The organism is Viridibacillus soli, assembly GCF_016612995.1.
Classification (GTDB): domain Bacteria; phylum Bacillota; class Bacilli; order Bacillales_A; family Planococcaceae; genus Viridibacillus; species Viridibacillus soli.
The window spans coordinates 173113-190416 of record NZ_JAEOAH010000005.1 but is presented as its reverse complement, the minus strand read 5'-3'; the positions used below and the strand labels follow the sequence as shown (position 1 = coordinate 190416).

Sequence of the window (17304 nt, the reverse complement as noted above, 5' to 3'; positions counted from 1 at the left end):
AGCCATTTGTAGTAAAGGAGTCGCACATGAAACTGTGCGACTCCTTTTAAGTGTTCTTGAATAGTGTTATTTCAACTTCATGATTAATTCTTCATTGGGTGTAACATAAAGTGTCTTTTGCTCAAAGTAGATGACAAAACCTGGTTTTGAGCCATTTGGTTTTTTCACTTGACGTATTTCTGTGTAATCTACAGGTACGGATGATGATTCGCGGGCTTTACTGAAGTAGGCGGATAAAGTTGCCGCTTCGAGTAATGTTTGCTCATCTGGTTCAGTAGAGTGAATAACAACGTGTGATCCTGGGATATCCTTTGTATGCAACCAAATTTCAGATTTACGAGCGATTTTAAATGTTAAATAGTCGTTTTGTTTATTGTTTTTTCCGACTGAAATTTCGATGCCTGTTGAAGATTTGAATTTCTCTGGAGCTGGTTTCGTCGGTTTTTTTCGTCGTTTGGAAGCGCGTAATTTTAAGTAGCCTTGCTCCGCTAGTTCCTCGCGGATTTCCTCTATATCTGCAGGTGCAGCTTGTTGTACTTGTTGCGATAACATTTCAAAGTAAGCTAAATCTCCCTGAGTTTTGTCGAGTTGCTCTTGCACCATAACAAGTGCGTTTTTTGCTTTATTATACTTTGTATAATAGCTTTGCGCGTTTTCGACAGGAGTTTTTCGCTCACTAATTGGTATTGTGATTTCTTCGCTGTTTTCACTATAATAATTGACGACAGTAACTTCTTTTTTACCTTTTTCAAATGCATATAAGTTGGCCATTAAAAGCTCGCCATATAATTGGAATTTGTCTAGAGTGTTCGCGCGGTCTAAATCTTTTTGAAGCTTTTTCAATTTCAATTTGAGTTTGTTAATTTCATTTTGTAACCAACGTTCTAAATCGCCAGCTTGTTGTTTTACACGGTCGCGCTCAGCTCTTGCGAAGAATACGCGATCAAGTAGCGTGCTCAAATTAGGATAGCTTGTATGCTCTCCTTCTAATTGTGTTAATGCAACAGGTGAGAATTGTGTCTTCCCGTTCACTTCAACATACGTTGGTGTACTGCCACCAATCGCAAATTCTTCTATAAATGATGGGAAAAGTTCAGCCATCGGTTGTCTGGTTGTTTCGCTTCTATATAATAGTTCAGAAGCATGTAATGGAGAGAAGCCTGTAAAATGCTGCACAATTTCTTGCGCTGTTTTCATTTCTGTAAAAAATGTCTGTAATGACTCCTTGTTCACCGTTTTAGGATCTTCTTTATCCTGTTCAGGTGGGGCGATAAAGGGTTGACCAGGTAATACTGTACGATAGCTATTCATAGCAGGCGGTAAATGCTTCAAACTATCGACAATTTTATCCGTTTCTTTATCGACTAGAATTAGATTACTATGACGACCCATAATTTCAGCATGTAGCTCCCGTGTAATCCGGTCGCCGATTTCGTTTTTACTAGCAATTTTAAAGATAAGAACACGATCTGCTCCGAGCTGGCGGATGGACTCGATAAAACCACCTTCAATATGTTTTCGGAGTAGTGAACAAAACATAGGGGGTTCCGGTGGGTTTTCAATTGTTTGATCTGTTATATGAACACGTGCATAGGAAGGATGGATAGAAAAAAGTAATTTATGATTTCCGCCATTAGCACGTATATGTAAAATGATTTCTTGTGCGTTCGGTTGATGCACTTTCACGATTCGCCCAGTTACTAACTGTTGCAACTCCTTTGCCATTGCAATTGTAAATAAACCATCATAAGCCATAAGTGATTCCTCTTTCAAAACGTTTTGTTCTATCTTACCATTTTTTACGTGTAAATAGGTAAGAACAGCGTTTGTTAAGTGTGAAATTTCATTATAGATTGGTACCGTTTTCAAGCTTTTTTTGTGATCAAACAAGTGAACTTCAAATAAAACTGCAACACAAAATCCGCTTTCATATGTTATAATTAAAAACAGTATGCAAAGAAGGATGTGACTGACCTTGGTGCGTAGTATGACTGGATTTGGCAGGGGTGTCACATCGACGGAACAATTTCAGCTTACAGTAGAAATCCGTTCGGTAAATCATCGCTTTTTAGAAGTTACAACACGGTTTCCGAAAGAATGGATGGAAGCGGAAGTTCATACGAAAAAAATGTTGTCCTCATTCGTTTCAAGAGGTAAGCTAGATGTTTCCGTGTATGTGAAAGAATTGTCGCAGCAAGAACAAGTTCTACAAGTGAATTGGCCTCTAGTCAATGCCTATAAAGAAGCAAGAGAAGAATTGCAAAAACAGATTTTGCTTGACGAAAAGTGGTCGATGACAGAACTCTTAGGCTTAGAGCAAGTATTAACTGTAGAAGTGCAAGAAACATCAAAAGAAGAAATTCTAACTGCTGTTGATCAAGCTGTACGACAAGCTGCAGCGGCAATGATTCAAATGCGCGAAAGAGAAGGTCAAGAATTGCAAGAAGCGGTAGTAGGTTTTAAAACGGATTTAGCAGAGCAAATAGCGTTAATTCGTCAAGTGGCCGATCAAGCCGTACAAAAGTATCGCGATAAGCTCGTTACAAGAATTGCTGAACTAGCAGACATTAGCATGTTAGAAGAACGATTATTGGCAGAGGTTGCAATTTTTGCTGAAAAAGCAGATATTGATGAGGAATTGGATCGCTTAACAAGCCATTTTAGCCAGCTTGATGAAACGCTACAAGATGACGTTTCTATCGGCCGAAAACTCGATTTCCTATTGCAAGAAATTCATCGTGAAATTAATACGATTGGCTCTAAAAATCAATCTGTTGAAGCTTCAGCTGCAGTTGTCCAAGCAAAAACAATACTTGAGAAAATGCGAGAACAGGTTCAAAATATTGAATGATTGTGTTTACTAAATGTACTATTAATATATTGTAATGATGAGGGAGAAAGCATGAGAAGAGAACGTGGATTATTGATTGTCCTATCTGGCCCATCAGGTGTCGGAAAAGGTACTGTACGAAAAGCACTTTTTTCACAACCAGATACTAACTATGAGTATTCTATTTCCATGACTACACGTCTACCACGTGAAGGCGAAGTTGATGGTGTTGATTATTTCTTTAAATCAAAAGAGGGTTTTGAAAGTTTAATCGAACAAGGACAACTCCTTGAGTATGCGGAGTATGTAGGGAATTATTACGGCACACCTCTAGAATATGTAAACAAAACATTAGATGCTGGCCGCGATGTATTTTTGGAAATCGAAGTACAAGGTGCAGCACAAATTCGTGACAAGGTGCCAGATGGCTTGTTCATCTTCCTTGCACCACCAAGTATTTCAGCATTGCAACAACGCTTAGTTGGACGTGGTACTGAAACGGAAGATGTGATTGCAACTAGAATCGCTGCTGCAAGCCAAGAATTAGAAATGATGAATTTGTACGATTATGTTGTAGAAAATGATGAAGTACAATTAGCTTGTGATCGTGTCAATGCAATCGTAGTTGCGGAGCATTGCCGACGTGAAAGAGTAGAAAAACAATACTTAGCTATGCTGAGAGGAGAATAAATAGATGTTATATCCATCTGTTGACGTATTAAAACAAAAAATTGATTCAAAATATTCATTAGTGAGTCTTGCTTCAAAAAGAGCACGTGCTATACAAGAAGGTAGCGACTATAGACTTTCATCTTACAAATCAAAAAAAAATGTAGGAAAAGCACTTGAAGAAGTATCTGCTGGTGTCTTAACTCAAGTTGCTCAAGATGAATCAGCTATTTACGAAGACGAAGTTTAATGACATGACAACGTAGCAGCTCCCGAGGAAATTGACATTTCTTTGGGAGCTTGTCGTTTTGAAAGGAAGAAAAAAATGCTTGCAAATAAAAACATTCTACTTTGTGTTTCTGGCGGTATTGCTGTCTACAAGACAGTAGTATTAGTGAGCAAGTTATCACAAGCTGGAGCAAATGTAAAAGTAATGATGACTGAATCTGCAACTCGTTTTGTCACACCTTTAAGCTTTCAAGTAATGTCTAAAAATGATGTTTTTACAGACACATTCGATGAAAAAGATTCTCGCGTTATCGCACATATAGACCTTGCAGACTGGGCGGATTTAATTATCGTAGCTCCTGCAACTGCGAATATTATTGGCAAACTAGCAAATGGTATAGCAGATGATATGGTGACGACTACATTATTAGCAACGACTGCAAAAGTATGGATTGCTCCAGCTATGAATGTTCATATGTATGATAATCCAGCAGTAAAACGTAATATTGCTCAGCTAGCTGAAGATGGCTATGAATTTATCGAGCCATCAGAAGGTTTTCTAGCATGTGGTTATGTTGGCAAAGGCCGCTTAGAAGAACCAGAGAAAATTACTGCACTTGCGGCGCAATTTTTTGTACCGAAAAAATTACCTTTAAAAGGGAAAAAAGTTGTAGTATCCGCTGGCCCTACGCGTGAAAGAATTGATCCAGTTCGTTACTTGACAAATTTTTCTACAGGGAAAATGGGCTATGCTATGGCGGCCGCTGCGCATGAATTAGGTGCTGAAACAGTTCTTGTATCAGGTTCTGTAGCGATTGAGCCACCCACAGGCGTACGTGTTGTCCATGTTGAAAGTGCGGAGGACATGCTTCAAGCGATGTTAACTGAGTATGATCAAGCGAATATCGTTGTAAAAACAGCAGCTGTAGCAGATTATCGACCAAAAAAAACACATGCACAAAAAATGAAAAAACAAGTTGGCGACTCTACTATTGAATTAGAGCGCACAACTGATATTTTATTAACATTAGGTGAACGTAAAAAAGGCCAATTACTAATTGGCTTTGCTGCCGAAACAAATGATGTCTTAAAATACGCAAAAGGTAAGCTTGAAAAGAAAAATGCAGATTATATCGTTGCCAATGATGTAACACAAGCTGGAGCTGGATTTGGTACTGACACAAATACCGTTACACTCGTTGGTCATAATGATTTCGAAAAAACATTCGTTCATCTTCCAAAAAAAGAATTGGCACTTGAATTATTCACAACCATTTTAGCAAGGGAAGAAAATTTATAATGATTGCACAAGTCATCGTAGATGTAGCGGCATATCCAGTCGATCGGCCGTTTGACTACGCTGTTCCCGATGAATGGCAAGCGCTAGTAGAGGCTGGATGTCGTGTGAAAGTACCATTCGGACCACGCAATGTGCTTGGCTTCATCACTGCTTTAAAGGAAGAAACGGATGTCCCGCAAGGTAAGTTAAAGCCACTATCACAATTACTCGATATTGAACCTGTCTTAACAAGTGAAATGCTTCAGCTAGCCCAGTGGATGACAACACATACGCTCTGTTTTGAAATTGATGCATTACAAGTTATGCTGCCATCCGCTTTACGGGCAAAATACGAAAAAACCATTCATCTCAAAGGTCCCCCAGAAGATCTGCCAGCTGAATTACAAAGCCTTTTTGGCAATAAAACATCAATCCCGTATAAAAAAGTGGAATTGGCGGAACTTTTAAAACAGCTTAAATACAGTATTGAACAAGGTACTGTCCTAGTGAAAACAGTCGTCAAACAACAAGGACAAGTAAAAGCTGTTCGTAAAATTAAAATTTTGGACGATCAAGTGAGGCTACAACAAATAGTAGCTGATATTCCGGCGAGAGCTAAAAAGCAAGTAATGGTTGCTGAGTGGATGGTAGATCACCCAGGAGCGATTTTCTCACCTGACGAACTTTGCCAAACACTTCAAATTACGACCGCCGTTCTTAGTGCAGTCATTGAAAAAGGTGCCGCAGCGTATATCCAAGAAGAGGTGTACCGCGATCCGTTTACAAAGGATGCAGTGAAAACGAAGCCACTTGCTTTAACTGATGAGCAGGACGTGGCATTAAAACAAATTTTAACAGCGATGAAAAATGAACAACCAACAACCTTTTTACTACATGGCATTACAGGTAGTGGGAAAACAGAAGTGTATTTGCAAGCTATCCAAACTACGCTTGAAAAAGGGAAGGAAGCTATCGTACTCGTACCTGAAATCTCCTTAACACCACAAATGTCCGAACGCTTCCGCTCACGCTTTGGCGAACAAGTAGCCGTCCTTCATAGTGGTCTCTCAAAGGGCGAAAAATATGATGAATGGCGGAAAATTCAAAGAGGTGAAGTGAAAGTAGTAGTAGGTGCAAGGTCGGCTGTTTTTGCCCCCTTTACAAATGTTGGCTTATTTATTTTAGATGAAGAGCATGAATCAACATATAAACAAGAGGATTCACCGCGTTACCATGCGAGGGACGTTGCTATTTGGCGCAGTGAACAACATCATTGTTCTGTCATTTTAGGTAGTGCGACACCTTCTTTAGAATCGTTTGCTAGAGCAAAGAAGAATGTTTATACACTATTAACGCTGAATAAACGTGCGATGGAGCAAGCTTTGCCAACAGTTGAAATTATCGATATGCGTGAGCAGTTGAAAAACGGTAACCGCTCGATGTTCTCTGAGGAGCTAGCAGAAGCTATTCGTATCCGACTTGAGAAAAAAGAGCAGATGGTGTTATTCCTCAATCGCCGAGGCTTCTCTTCGTTTGTATTATGCAGAGATTGTGGGACGGTTGTGCAATGTAAAAACTGTGATATTTCTATGACTTATCATCGCTCTCAAGAAAAGCTTAAATGCCATTATTGTGGCTATGAAGAGCATGTGCCGCAAGAATGTCCAGAATGTCAGAGCGAACATATTCGATTTTTCGGTACTGGAACGCAAAAGGTTGAAAGTGAAATTTATAAGCTTTTTCCGGAAGCGAAAGTTCTTCGCATGGATGTTGATACGACGAGACAAAAGGGCGCGCATGAGCGTATTTTAGATGCCTTTGGTCGAGAAGAGGCTGATGTTTTACTAGGTACACAAATGATAGCAAAAGGGCTTGATTTCCCTAATATTACGCTAGTTGGTGTACTTAGTGCAGATACTTCATTAAACCTGCCGGATTTTAGAGCGGCCGAGCGAACATTTCAATTGCTAACACAAGTTAGTGGTCGTGCAGGGCGCCATGATAAACCAGGGGAAGTATTTATACAAACGTATACACCGGAGCATTACGCAATCGAGCTTTCAAAGGATCAGTATTATGAGCCATTTTATGTGCAGGAAATGCATATGAGACAGCGCTTCGCCTATCCGCCGTATTATTTCGTTGTACTCATACAAGTGACGCATGAGGATGTATTGATGGCTGCGGAATATGCAAGTAAGGCTGTAGACTGGCTACGTATGCAACTATCACAAAATGTTGGCATTATTGGTCCGACAGCAGCATCGATTAGCCGGGTCCAAAATAGATATCGCTATCAATGTTTGATAAAATATAAAAAAGAGCCGAAGTTAACGGCTACTTTACAACAATTAATTCGCATGTATCGTACAGACTGGGTGAAAAAGGGTGTTCAATTAACAGTTGATCTAGATCCTTCATCCATTTAGATATAATAGCAAGAAAAGAGGGCACTATGGCAATATTAGAAATTGTAAAAAATCCTGCAAAAGTGTTAGAAACTACAGCAGCTTCTGTTACTAAATTTGATGCGGAACTAGCACAATTACTTGATGATATGTATGACACAATGCTTGAGCATGATGGTGTAGGTATTGCAGCACCTCAAGTGAATAAAAGCATTCAAGCAGCAGTAGTTGAAATGGGTGAGGAAAGAGCCATTCTTGAAATCATCAATCCAACTATTTTAGCTACAGATGGATCAGATACAGATATTGAAGGGTGTTTAAGTTTCCCAGAACTTTTTGGTGATGTAGAGCGTCCTGATTATGTGCATATTAAAGCACAAGACCGTGATGGAGAATGGTATGAAGTTGAAGCAGCAGGTTATGATGCACGTGTTATTCAACATGAGATTGACCATTTATTCGGTGTTTTATTCGATAAAAAAATTACGCGTGTTTATACACTCGAAGAATTAGAAGAGCTAGCGGAGGAAGAGGAGGAACAGGAATGATTTCCATCGTCTTTATGGGTACACCTGCCTTTTCAGTACCGATTTTACGTATGCTGCATGAGGAAGGTTACGATATTAAAGCTGTCGTTACGCAACCTGACCGTCCAGTTGGCCGTAAACGTGTGCTTACACCACCTCCTGTCAAAGAAGAAGCAGTTCGTCTAGGTTTACCAGTTATCCAACCAGAAAAACTACGTGGGTCAGATGAGCTACAAGAAATTATCGCACTAAAACCAGATTTAATCGTGACAGCAGCTTTTGGTCAAATTTTACCGAAAGACTTATTAGATACACCGCGTTTAGGCTGTGTCAATGTCCATGCCTCATTGTTACCAGCGTATCGTGGTGGTGCTCCAATTCACCAATGCTTAATCGATGGCCAAGAAAAAACAGGCGTAACGATTATGTATATGGCTGTAAAACTTGATGCAGGAGATATTATTTCTCAAGCAGAGCTTATAATCGAAGAAGAAGACAATACAGGTCTTTTATTTGATAAATTAAGCATCATCGGACGTGATTTGTTAAAAGAAACTATACCTCCTATTATTGAAGGTACGAATGAACGTATACCGCAAGACGAATCAAAAGTATCATTTGCGCATAATATTGCGCGTGAACAAGAATTGATTTCGTGGGAACATGACAGCACGCAAATTTACAATCAAGTAAGAGGTTTGCACCCATGGCCAGTGGCGTATACGAAGCTAAATGATGATAACGTGAAAATTTGGTGGGCGCAAAAGTCGGATGTTAATCACGACGAGCTGCCAGGTACAGTCATTGCAATTGACAAAAATTTTTTCACAGTGGCAACAGGTAACGGAAAAGCGATAAATATTTTAGATTTACAACCAGCCGGGAAAAAACGCATGACTGCGACTGATTACTTACGCGGTACCGGTTCGAAATTACAGATTGGGGACCGTTTTGAATGACAAAAAAGAACGTCAAAATCTGGGATGGTAATGTTCGCGACGCGGCATTAACAATCCTACTTGCAGTTGATAAACAGCAAGCGTATAGTAACTTGCTTTTACATCAAACGATTGAAAAATATAATATTAAGCCAAAGGACCGTGCACTACTAACGGAAATTACTTATGGCACATTGCAATACAAAATGACTTTAGATTATTATTTAGAGCCTTTTGTTCGCGGAAAGCTTGATGGTTGGGTAAGATGGTTACTACGTTTGTCTTTATATCAAATTGCATATTTATCGAAAATTCCAGATCATGCTGCAGTGAATGAAGCGGTTGAAATTGCCAAGCACCGTGCACGTCACGAAGGTGTATCTAAAACAGTAAATGGTATTTTACGATCTGTTTTACGTGATGGAATTCGTGATACAACGGATATTAAAGACCCAATAGAGCGCCTTTCAATTGAAACAAGTCACCCAAATTGGCTAGTACGTCGTTATGTTGAGGCTTATGGTGTCGAAAAAACATCTGACATGTTATTGGAAAATAATCTACCACCGCAACAAACGATTCGAGTTAACACAGCGAAAGTGACGACAGATCAAGCACTTGAAAGCTTATGGGGTGAAAAGTTCGAAGTTGTGCGTAGTAAAGTGCTGCCAGAATGCTTACATTTATTAACTGGCCAAGCAGCGCGTACGGAATCATACAAAAATGGATTAATCACCATTCAAGATGAAAGCTCAATGATCCCGGCTTATGCATTACAAGTTGAACCAGGAATGCGCGTTTTAGATATGTGTGCAGCACCAGGTGGTAAAACAACACATATCGCCGAGAAAATGAAAAACGAAGGCGAACTAATCGCAACTGATTTACATGCACATAAACTAAAACTCATTAAGAATAATGCGGAGCGCCTTGGCTTATCTGTTATTGATGCACAAGTTTTAGATGGACGCAAAGCGACTGAACAATTTGACAAACAATCATTTGACCGTATTTTAGTTGATGCACCGTGCAGTGGCTTAGGAGTTATTAGACGAAAACCGGATATTAAGTATACGAAAAAAGAAGAGGATTTTGCTTCTTTACAACCAATACAATTACAATTACTAGACTCAGCTTATGAATTATTAAAAAATGAAGGCAAAATGGTTTATAGTACTTGTACAATTGATAAAATTGAAAACGATGGAACAGTTGCTGCGTTTTTAGCAAAGCATCCTGATATGGAACTTGAACCTGTACCAAATGTGCCAGACGTATTCAATGGACTTCAAACAAATGGAATGATGCAAATATTCCCACAAGACTTTAGTAGTGACGGCTTTTTTGTTGCTGCTTTTAGAAAAAAAGGAGAATACACAAACTAATGGATCAAGAAATACAAAAACCAGTAAGAGCTAAAACAGAAAAACCGCAATTACGCCAATCGATTTATTCACTATTACCAGAAGAAATGCAAACTTGGTTAAAAGAAAACGGAGAAAAACCGTTCCGTGCTGGCCAAATTTTTGACTGGTTATATGTAAAACGTGTAACAACTTTCGATGAAATGTCTAACTTATCAAAAGAGTTACGTGATAAATTAGCTGCTGACTTCGAACTGAGCACATTAGGTACTTTAGTCAAACAAGAATCTAAAGATGGTACAATCAAATTCTTGTTCCAATTACAAGATGGTTATTCAATTGAAACTGTATTAATGCGTCATGAATATGGGAACTCTGTTTGTGTAACAACACAAGTGGGCTGTCGTATCGGATGTACATTCTGTGCATCTACATTAGGTGGATTAAAACGTCATTTACTAGCTGGTGAAATTGTTGAGCAAGTAGTTAACGTTCAAAAAGCTTTAGATGAAGTAGGCGAACGTGTAAGTCACGTTGTTATTATGGGAATCGGAGAACCATTTGATAACTATGATGCTATGATGAGCTTCTTAAAAGTCATCAACCATGAAAAAGGGTTGAATATCGGTGCACGTCATATCACAGTTTCTACTAGTGGAATCATTCCTTCAATTTACAAATTTGCGGATGAACAATTACAAATTAACTTTGCTTTGTCATTACATGCACCTAATCAAGAATTACGTCAACGTTTAATGCCAATTGCAAAAGCATATAAATTACCAGATCTTATCGAAGCAATTCGTTATTACACTGAGAAAACAGGTCGTCGTGTTAGTTTTGAATACGGTCTATTCGGCGGTGTCAATGACCAAGTAGAGCATGCTGAAGAATTAGCTAAATTAATCAAAGGTATCAAATGTCACGTGAACTTGATTCCAGTAAACTATGTACCAGAACGTGACTATGTACGGACACCAAAAAATGAAATTTTTTCGTTTGAGAAAACGTTAAAGAATCATGGTATTAATGTTACAATTCGACGCGAGCACGGTTCAGATATTGACGCTGCATGTGGTCAATTACGTGCGAAGGAGAGAAAGCAAGAAACGACGAATTAATGGGGTGACTGGCTGTGGAATATATAGTAGCGAGTGATATAGGAAGAAAAAGAACGGTAAATGAAGACCGTGCTAAATTCATCGAACGCCAAGATTCATACAAACTTGCCATCGTTGCAGATGGGATGGGTGGACATAATGCCGGAGATATAGCGAGTGACATGGCTGTTACTGAATTTGAGCGGTTATTTTTGCAAGCAGATGCAGAGCAGTTTCAAACAGTTGAGTTGAAAAGAGAATGGCTTGTAACATCTGTACAAGAGCTCAATGCATCGATTTATCAATATTCTTTATCACACGAAGATTGTCATGGCATGGGCACGACTTTAATCGCCGTTTTGATTGATGATAGTGAATGTACTATTTGTCACGTCGGTGATAGTCGTGTGTATTTCAGCACGGCAACTAATTTGCAACTTATTACAAGAGATCATTCTTATGTGAATATACTCGTCGATAGTGGAGAAATTAGTGAAGAGGAAGCCGAAAGTCATCCAAAGAAAAACTACATCATTAAATCTCTAGGAACAGAAGCGACGATTGCACCAGATCTTTATATGGTGCAATTTGTTGCTGGTTCCTATTTATTAGTGTGCTCAGACGGTTTAAGTAACAAATTAACGACGCAAGAAATGCAAATAATTATTCACCTTCCACTACCTATTCAGGATAAGGGTGAACAACTAATACAATTAGCAAATGAGCTTGGGGGAGAAGATAATATCTCTCTTATCTTATTTGCGAATGATATGAAGGAGGTGTAAGAATGCTTGTTGGAAAAAGAATAAGCGGCCGATATAAAGTACTTGGTTTAATTGGCGGCGGTGGTATGTCCAATGTTTATCTTGCACACGATATGATATTAGACCGAGATGTTGCAATAAAAGTTTTACGCTATAACTTTGCAGATGAAGAGGAGCTTCATCGACGTTTCCAAAGAGAAGCACTATCAGCAACAAGCCTTACACATCCTAATATTGTTAGCATTTATGATGTTGGTGAAGATGGTGATATGCATTATTTAGTTATGGAATACGTTGAAGGTAAAACTTTAAAGCAATACATACAAGAGTTTGCGCCATTATCGCCAGTGAAATGTGTCACGATAATGAAGCAATTAACGGCAGCTATTGCACACGCACACCAAAATCAAATAGTCCATCGCGATATTAAGCCACAAAATATTTTAATGGATCATGAAGATAATGTGAAAATTACGGATTTTGGTATTGCGATGGCGTTAACAGCGACATCTTATACACAGACGAACTCGGTTTTAGGTACCGTGCATTATTTATCACCAGAACAAGCACGGGGAGGTACTGCAACAAAAAGATCAGACATCTATGCCTTGGGAATTGTACTTTATGAATTGTTAACAGGCGAGCTACCATTTTCGGGCGAATCGGCTGTGTCGATTGCACTCAAACATTTACAATCTGAGACACCCTCTGTGCGCGCGATTGTGCCATCTATACCACAAAGCTTAGAAAATGTCGTATTAAAGACTACAGCAAAGGACCCACTTCACCGCTACTCTACTGTTGAAGAACTGCAGGACGATTTATCATCTGTACTAGATGATACTAGACGTCAGGAACCAAAATTTATGCCACCTGTTGACCATGATGAGACCAAAGCAATGCCGGCTATTACAAAGGCACAAATGGATCAAAGTGCGAACTTAGAAAAAACAAAAGCATTGTCAGCTGTTGACGATCATAAAAAGAAAGAAAAAAAAGGCGATAAAAAGAAATCAAAGAAAAATAAATTGCTGCTGCTTGTCGGTGGTGTTATTAGTTTTCTTTTACTGTTTATTTTAGTACTGTTCTTATTTCCAAGTCTATTCCAAGAAAAGAAGATAGAAGTACCAGATATTACAGGACAAGAGTTAGCGAAGGCGATTGAATTGCTCGGTGAGAAAGGCTTTGAGATTGGTGGACAAACTGATCAAGCCTCTGAAGATGTGGAAGAAGGACATGTTATTTTTACTAATCCAGCTGCTGGAAAAGAGCGTAAAAAAGGTTCTGAAATTGATATTATAGTGAGTTCGGGTCCGAAGAAAATGCCATTTATCAATTATACAGGACGTGACATAGAACAGGTAATGAAGCTGTTAGAAAAGTATGAGTTTAAAGATATCCGAACGAAAACAGAATATTCTGATCAAGCACCAGGGACCATTTTAAAGCAGACGCCTGATGAAGGTGAAGAGGTTGTACCTGCAGACACTGTTGTCATTTTCACTGTGAGTGAGGGAGTAAAACAGGAGACCATTTCGAGCCTAATCGGCTATGATGAGACAGCATTAAATCGTTATGCCAAATCATCAGGTTTTCATATTCACACAAAAGAAATTTACTCGGATGCTGTTGCAAAAGGGCAAGTTATTTCCCATACGCCTAAAGCAGGTGAGAAGGCCAATATTGGCGCTAGAATTAATGTGGTAATTTCAAAAGGACCACAAGAAAAACCACCAAAAATGAATGTCCAAATATTTGAAATTCCATATGATCCGGAAGAAGAGGGGGAAGAGCAAGAAGTCCGTATTTACATCCAAGATCGTACGCGTTCAATTGCAGATGTTGAGCAACAGTTCAATATTTCTGGACCGACTAAAAAAAGAATTGAATTAGAAATTGAAGAAGGACAAAAAGCAATTTATCGCGTTGTTCGTGATGATAAAACAATTATTGAAAAAACCGTCACTTTTGACAGTCTTCAGTAAGGAGGAATCGCATGGCGAAAGGTCAAATCCGAAAAGCGTTAAGCGGATTTTATTATGTTCAATCAGATGGTGAACTAATTCAATGTCGCGGTCGTGGTGTATTCCGAAATAGAGGTATTTCACCACTTGTTGGTGACTTTGTGGACTTTGTGGTTGAAGGAGACAATGATGGCACAATTACCGCCGTTCATGAGCGTCATAACGAGCTTGTACGCCCACCAGTGTCGAATATTGATCAAGCTATCCTAGTCTTCTCAGCGAAGGAGCCAGCTTTTAATACAATTTTGTTAGATAAATTCTTAGTGGCATTAGAATCTTTCCATATCCATCCGATTATTTGTTTAACTAAAACGGATTTATTAACTTCAGAAGAAAGTGATGGAATCCAACAGTATGTAAAAGATTATGAAACAATAGGCTATAAAGTAATTCAAACCTTTAAAGGTGATCCGGAAATACTGGGGAAAATTCAACAGGTCTTAGAAGGTAAAACAACTGTATTGGCAGGGCAGTCCGGTGTTGGAAAATCTACTTTGTTAAACACAATTATGCCTTCATTAGAATTAAAAACAGGGGTTATTTCAGAAGCGTTAGGACGAGGGAAGCATACGACAAGACATGTTGAATTAATTCCACTTGCTGGAGGCTTAATTGCTGATACACCTGGATTTAGCTCTTTTGATTTTGATACACTTGAAAAAGAAGAGTTAACATCTTGTTTCCCAGAAATACAGCGCATATCGGAAGATTGTAAATTCCGAGGTTGCTTACATTTAAAGGAACCAAAATGTGCTGTGAAAGCTGCAGTAGAGAATAAAGAGATTAAGCAATATCGCTATGACCATTACTTGCAATTTTTACAAGAAATAATTGATAGAAAGCCGAGGTACTAATGATGATCCAAATTGCACCGTCTATCTTAGCAGCTAATTTTTCAAAATTGGCTGATGAAGTCAAAGAAGTTGAAGCAGCAGGAGCAAAATTAATTCATATCGACGTAATGGACGGCCATTTCGTGCCGAATATTACAATGGGCCCAATCGTAGTGGAAGCATTACGTCCTGTAACAGACTTACCACTTGATGTGCACTTAATGATTGAAAACCCAGACCAATATATAGAAGACTTCGCAAAAGCTGGAGCAGACTACATTACAGTTCATGTAGAAGCGTGCCGTCACTTACATCGTACAATTCAATTGATTCGCTCGTATGGTGTGAAACCAGGTGTTGTGTTAAATCCACATACGCCTATAGAAACAATCCAACATGTTTTAGAAGATATTGATATGGTTTTATTTATGACTGTAAATCCAGGTTTTGGTGGACAAAAATTCATTCATTCAGTCGTACCAAAAATTGAACAACTTTCGACAATTATTAAAGAAAAAGGTTTAAGTATAGAAATTGAAATCGATGGTGGTATTAACTCTGAGACGATCGTTCCTTGTGCAAAAGCAGGAGCAACAATTTTCGTAGCAGGCTCGGCTATTTACTCTAAAGAAGACCGTTCTAAAGCGCTGCAAGAGATTTTATTAGCTGGAGAACAAGCAATCCAATGACTACCGTTGTGATTTGTGCAGGAGGCCCCGAGCAGGAAATTGTATCAAATGATTTCTTGCTCTCTTTTTCTGATGCAATTTTCATCGGAACAGACCATGGCACAATGTATTTATTAAATAGAGGTATTGTGCCAGATATGGCTGTAGGTGATTTTGATTCAATAACAGAAGAGGAGTGGCAAGAGATTTCCGAAAGGGTGTCGAATATCGAGCGCTATGCACCCGAAAAAAATGAGACAGATACTGAGCTCGCTATTATTAAAGCGCTGTCATTAGAGCCAACTGAAGTTTATATTACAGGAGTGACGGGTGGCCGCTTAGATCACCACGAGGCAAATCTGCATACAGTGTACCGTTTACAATTAGCGCATCCACAAATAAATATTAAAATCGTAAATCGTACAAATGAACTACAATTTTTACTCCCAGGGGAACATACAATGGTACAGGATGATCATTATAAATATATGTCCTTTTTTGCATTCAGAGGCCCTGTGGAGAATATGACGTTGCGTGGAGTTTTATATGAAACGACCAATGAAATAATTGAACTTGGAACTTCCCTTTTTACGAGTAATGAAATATCGGACAAAGTTGCGTCTATTTCATTCACAGCCGGCATATGCTTAATGATAAGAAGTATAGATGACTAGCGAGGAGTGGAGAGTTGAAGGTATACACGTTTCAATTGCCTAAGTTCGTAAGTGGATTTGCGAGGGTTTGTCTACAAGCGTTTCAAAAGGAAACATCAACAACGACTACAGCGACAGCAAAATCTAAACAACGAAAGAAAAAAGAAAAAATGCCAGGGTGACGATTCGTCAGCCTGGCATTCATTATGAGTGCATTATACGCGCTCAACTTTACCTGATTTCAAAGCTCGTGCAGAAACCCATACACGTTTCGGTTTACCGTCAACTAGAATACGGACCTTTTGTAGGTTTGCACCCCATGTACGCTTGCTCGCGTTCATTGCGTGGGAACGAGCATTGCCCGAACGAGTTTTACGTCCAGTAATTACGCATTGTTTTGGCATTTTTATATTCCCTCCTCACAAAAAGAAGCTGAAAAAAATTATTAATTTCAGTTCGGTATTTCACATACTTTAATAATTTAACACACACTTTTCCGCATTGCAACTGATTTCGATAGACTTTCAAGAAAAAAACCTTTACAGTCTATAACTAGATGATTGTATAGGTTTTCTTTTATAATCGAATTTTGTATAGTACAATAGGAGTTAGTTAAAAAGGAGTCAGGAGGCATTTTTATGTCAGTTGAATTAAAGAACGAATTCGGAAACATTGACATTTCTAATGATGTTGTCGCACAAATGGCTGGCGGAGCCGCTATTGAATGTTACGGTATTGTAGGTATGGCAAGTAAACACCAAATTCGTGATGGACTAACAGACATTTTACGCAAAGAAAACTTTGCAAGAGGTGTTCTTGTACGCCAACAGGGCGAAGATTTACATATTGATATGTATGTGATTGTTAGCTACGGTACTAAAATCTCTGAAGTAGCCTACCAAGTCCAATCTAAAGTAAAATATACACTAGATAAAACACTCGGAATGGCAGTGAAATCAGTTAATATCTATGTGCAAGGTGTTCGCGTAGCGAACGTGTAAGAGGAGGAACTCAAAGAC

The 17304-nt window shown here is 38.9% G+C and carries 18 protein-coding genes; 16 read left to right on the top strand and 2 right to left on the bottom strand.

The genetic code is table 11. The annotated features are described in order from the left end of the window. Positions 1-66 precede the first annotated feature (66 nt). Positions 67-1755, bottom strand: a complete 1689-nt coding sequence (locus JFL43_RS06145) for an Rqc2 family fibronectin-binding protein (protein WP_200748317.1) — start codon at positions 1753-1755, stop codon at positions 67-69. A 220-nt stretch (positions 1756-1975) separates the two neighbouring features. On the opposite strand from JFL43_RS06145, the gene JFL43_RS06140 reads away from it, so the two are divergent. From JFL43_RS06140 to spoVM, 15 genes are all read left to right on the top strand, one after another. After that, positions 1976-2851 carry a YicC/YloC family endoribonuclease gene (locus tag JFL43_RS06140; RefSeq protein ID WP_100796428.1) on the top strand — a complete coding sequence of 292 codons (876 nt, stop codon included), beginning with the start codon at positions 1976-1978 and terminating at the stop codon, positions 2849-2851. A gap of 51 nt (positions 2852-2902) precedes the next feature. Continuing rightward, positions 2903-3520 (top strand): guanylate kinase, encoded by a 618-nt coding sequence (gmk, locus tag JFL43_RS06135; RefSeq protein ID WP_100796429.1) that lies wholly within the window; start codon positions 2903-2905, stop codon positions 3518-3520. A gap of 4 nt (positions 3521-3524) precedes the next feature. Then, positions 3525-3749: a DNA-directed RNA polymerase subunit omega gene (gene rpoZ / locus JFL43_RS06130; RefSeq protein WP_100796430.1), complete on the top strand. Its 225-nt coding sequence runs from the start codon at positions 3525-3527 to the stop codon at positions 3747-3749. 75 nt (positions 3750-3824) lie between these two features. Next, positions 3825-5027, top strand: a complete 1203-nt coding sequence (coaBC, locus tag JFL43_RS06125; protein WP_200748316.1) for a bifunctional phosphopantothenoylcysteine decarboxylase/phosphopantothenate--cysteine ligase CoaBC — start codon at positions 3825-3827, stop codon at positions 5025-5027. After that, a complete protein-coding gene (priA, locus tag JFL43_RS06120; RefSeq protein ID WP_200748315.1) occupies positions 5027-7435 on the top strand; it encodes a primosomal protein N' in 2409 nt (802 codons plus the stop codon). Before coaBC ends, priA begins: the two co-directional genes overlap by 1 nt. 26 nt (positions 7436-7461) lie before the next feature. After that, positions 7462-7962: a peptide deformylase gene (def, locus tag JFL43_RS06115; protein WP_200748314.1), complete on the top strand. Its 501-nt coding sequence runs from the start codon at positions 7462-7464 to the stop codon at positions 7960-7962. Beyond that, positions 7959-8900: a methionyl-tRNA formyltransferase gene (gene fmt, locus JFL43_RS06110; protein ID WP_200748313.1), complete on the top strand. Its 942-nt coding sequence runs from the start codon at positions 7959-7961 to the stop codon at positions 8898-8900. Before def ends, fmt begins: the two co-directional genes overlap by 4 nt. Beyond that, complete coding sequence (rsmB, locus tag JFL43_RS06105) at positions 8897-10264, top strand: 16S rRNA (cytosine(967)-C(5))-methyltransferase RsmB (protein ID WP_100796435.1); 1368 nt, start codon at positions 8897-8899, stop codon at positions 10262-10264. Before fmt ends, rsmB begins: the two co-directional genes overlap by 4 nt. Then, positions 10264-11364, top strand: a complete 1101-nt coding sequence (gene rlmN, locus JFL43_RS06100) for a 23S rRNA (adenine(2503)-C(2))-methyltransferase RlmN (RefSeq protein WP_200748312.1) — start codon at positions 10264-10266, stop codon at positions 11362-11364. Before rsmB ends, rlmN begins: the two co-directional genes overlap by 1 nt. 14 nt (positions 11365-11378) lie before the next feature. Next, on the top strand, positions 11379-12128 hold the full coding sequence (locus JFL43_RS06095) for a Stp1/IreP family PP2C-type Ser/Thr phosphatase (RefSeq protein WP_200748311.1): 750 nt from the start codon (positions 11379-11381) through the stop codon (positions 12126-12128). Positions 12129-12130: 2 nt separating this feature from the next. Next, the gene (pknB, locus tag JFL43_RS06090; RefSeq protein WP_200748310.1) at positions 12131-14092 is read left to right on the top strand and encodes a Stk1 family PASTA domain-containing Ser/Thr kinase; all 1962 of its coding nucleotides are present in this window, start codon (positions 12131-12133) and stop codon (positions 14090-14092) included. Between the two features lie 11 nt (positions 14093-14103). Then, positions 14104-14985: a ribosome small subunit-dependent GTPase A gene (rsgA, locus tag JFL43_RS06085; RefSeq protein WP_100796439.1), complete on the top strand. Its 882-nt coding sequence runs from the start codon at positions 14104-14106 to the stop codon at positions 14983-14985. A gap of 2 nt (positions 14986-14987) precedes the next feature. Further along, a complete protein-coding gene (gene rpe / locus JFL43_RS06080; RefSeq protein WP_200748365.1) occupies positions 14988-15653 on the top strand; it encodes a ribulose-phosphate 3-epimerase in 666 nt (221 codons plus the stop codon). After that, entirely contained in the window at positions 15650-16306 is a 657-nt protein-coding gene (locus JFL43_RS06075) for a thiamine diphosphokinase (protein WP_200748309.1), read from the top strand. The genes rpe and JFL43_RS06075 overlap by 4 nt, the downstream gene beginning before the upstream one ends. A gap of 14 nt (positions 16307-16320) precedes the next feature. Beyond that, complete coding sequence (spoVM, locus tag JFL43_RS06070; RefSeq protein WP_100796441.1) at positions 16321-16467, top strand: stage V sporulation protein SpoVM; 147 nt, start codon at positions 16321-16323, stop codon at positions 16465-16467. Between the two features lie 33 nt (positions 16468-16500). Here the strand turns inward: spoVM and rpmB are convergent, their stop codons facing one another. Continuing rightward, entirely contained in the window at positions 16501-16689 is a 189-nt protein-coding gene (gene rpmB, locus JFL43_RS06065; protein ID WP_100796442.1) for a 50S ribosomal protein L28, read from the bottom strand. Positions 16690-16923: 234 nt separating this feature from the next. Between rpmB and JFL43_RS06060 the strand changes: the two genes are divergently transcribed. Next, positions 16924-17286, top strand: a complete 363-nt coding sequence (locus JFL43_RS06060; protein WP_100796443.1) for an Asp23/Gls24 family envelope stress response protein — start codon at positions 16924-16926, stop codon at positions 17284-17286. Positions 17287-17304 lie beyond the last annotated feature (18 nt).

What these genes read in the sequence shown, in the direction of transcription:
- JFL43_RS06145 (WP_200748317.1), bottom strand. Translation starts at nt 1,755, where the DNA reads ATGGCTTATGATGGTTTATTTACAATTGCAATGGCAAAGGAGTTGCAA.
- gmk (WP_100796429.1), top strand. Translation starts at nt 2,903, where the DNA reads ATGAGAAGAGAACGTGGATTATTGATTGTCCTATCTGGCCCATCAGGT.
- rpoZ (WP_100796430.1), top strand. Translation starts at nt 3,525, where the DNA reads ATGTTATATCCATCTGTTGACGTATTAAAACAAAAAATTGATTCAAAA.
- coaBC (WP_200748316.1), top strand. Translation starts at nt 3,825, where the DNA reads ATGCTTGCAAATAAAAACATTCTACTTTGTGTTTCTGGCGGTATTGCT.
- priA (WP_200748315.1), top strand. Translation starts at nt 5,027, where the DNA reads ATGATTGCACAAGTCATCGTAGATGTAGCGGCATATCCAGTCGATCGG.
- def (WP_200748314.1), top strand. Translation starts at nt 7,462, where the DNA reads ATGGCAATATTAGAAATTGTAAAAAATCCTGCAAAAGTGTTAGAAACT.
- fmt (WP_200748313.1), top strand. Translation starts at nt 7,959, where the DNA reads ATGATTTCCATCGTCTTTATGGGTACACCTGCCTTTTCAGTACCGATT.
- rsmB (WP_100796435.1), top strand. Translation starts at nt 8,897, where the DNA reads ATGACAAAAAAGAACGTCAAAATCTGGGATGGTAATGTTCGCGACGCG.
- rlmN (WP_200748312.1), top strand. Translation starts at nt 10,264, where the DNA reads ATGGATCAAGAAATACAAAAACCAGTAAGAGCTAAAACAGAAAAACCG.
- pknB (WP_200748310.1), top strand. Translation starts at nt 12,131, where the DNA reads ATGCTTGTTGGAAAAAGAATAAGCGGCCGATATAAAGTACTTGGTTTA.
- rsgA (WP_100796439.1), top strand. Translation starts at nt 14,104, where the DNA reads ATGGCGAAAGGTCAAATCCGAAAAGCGTTAAGCGGATTTTATTATGTT.
- rpe (WP_200748365.1), top strand. Translation starts at nt 14,988, where the DNA reads ATGATCCAAATTGCACCGTCTATCTTAGCAGCTAATTTTTCAAAATTG.
- JFL43_RS06075 (WP_200748309.1), top strand. Translation starts at nt 15,650, where the DNA reads ATGACTACCGTTGTGATTTGTGCAGGAGGCCCCGAGCAGGAAATTGTA.
- rpmB (WP_100796442.1), bottom strand. Translation starts at nt 16,689, where the DNA reads ATGCCAAAACAATGCGTAATTACTGGACGTAAAACTCGTTCGGGCAAT.
- JFL43_RS06060 (WP_100796443.1), top strand. Translation starts at nt 16,924, where the DNA reads ATGTCAGTTGAATTAAAGAACGAATTCGGAAACATTGACATTTCTAAT.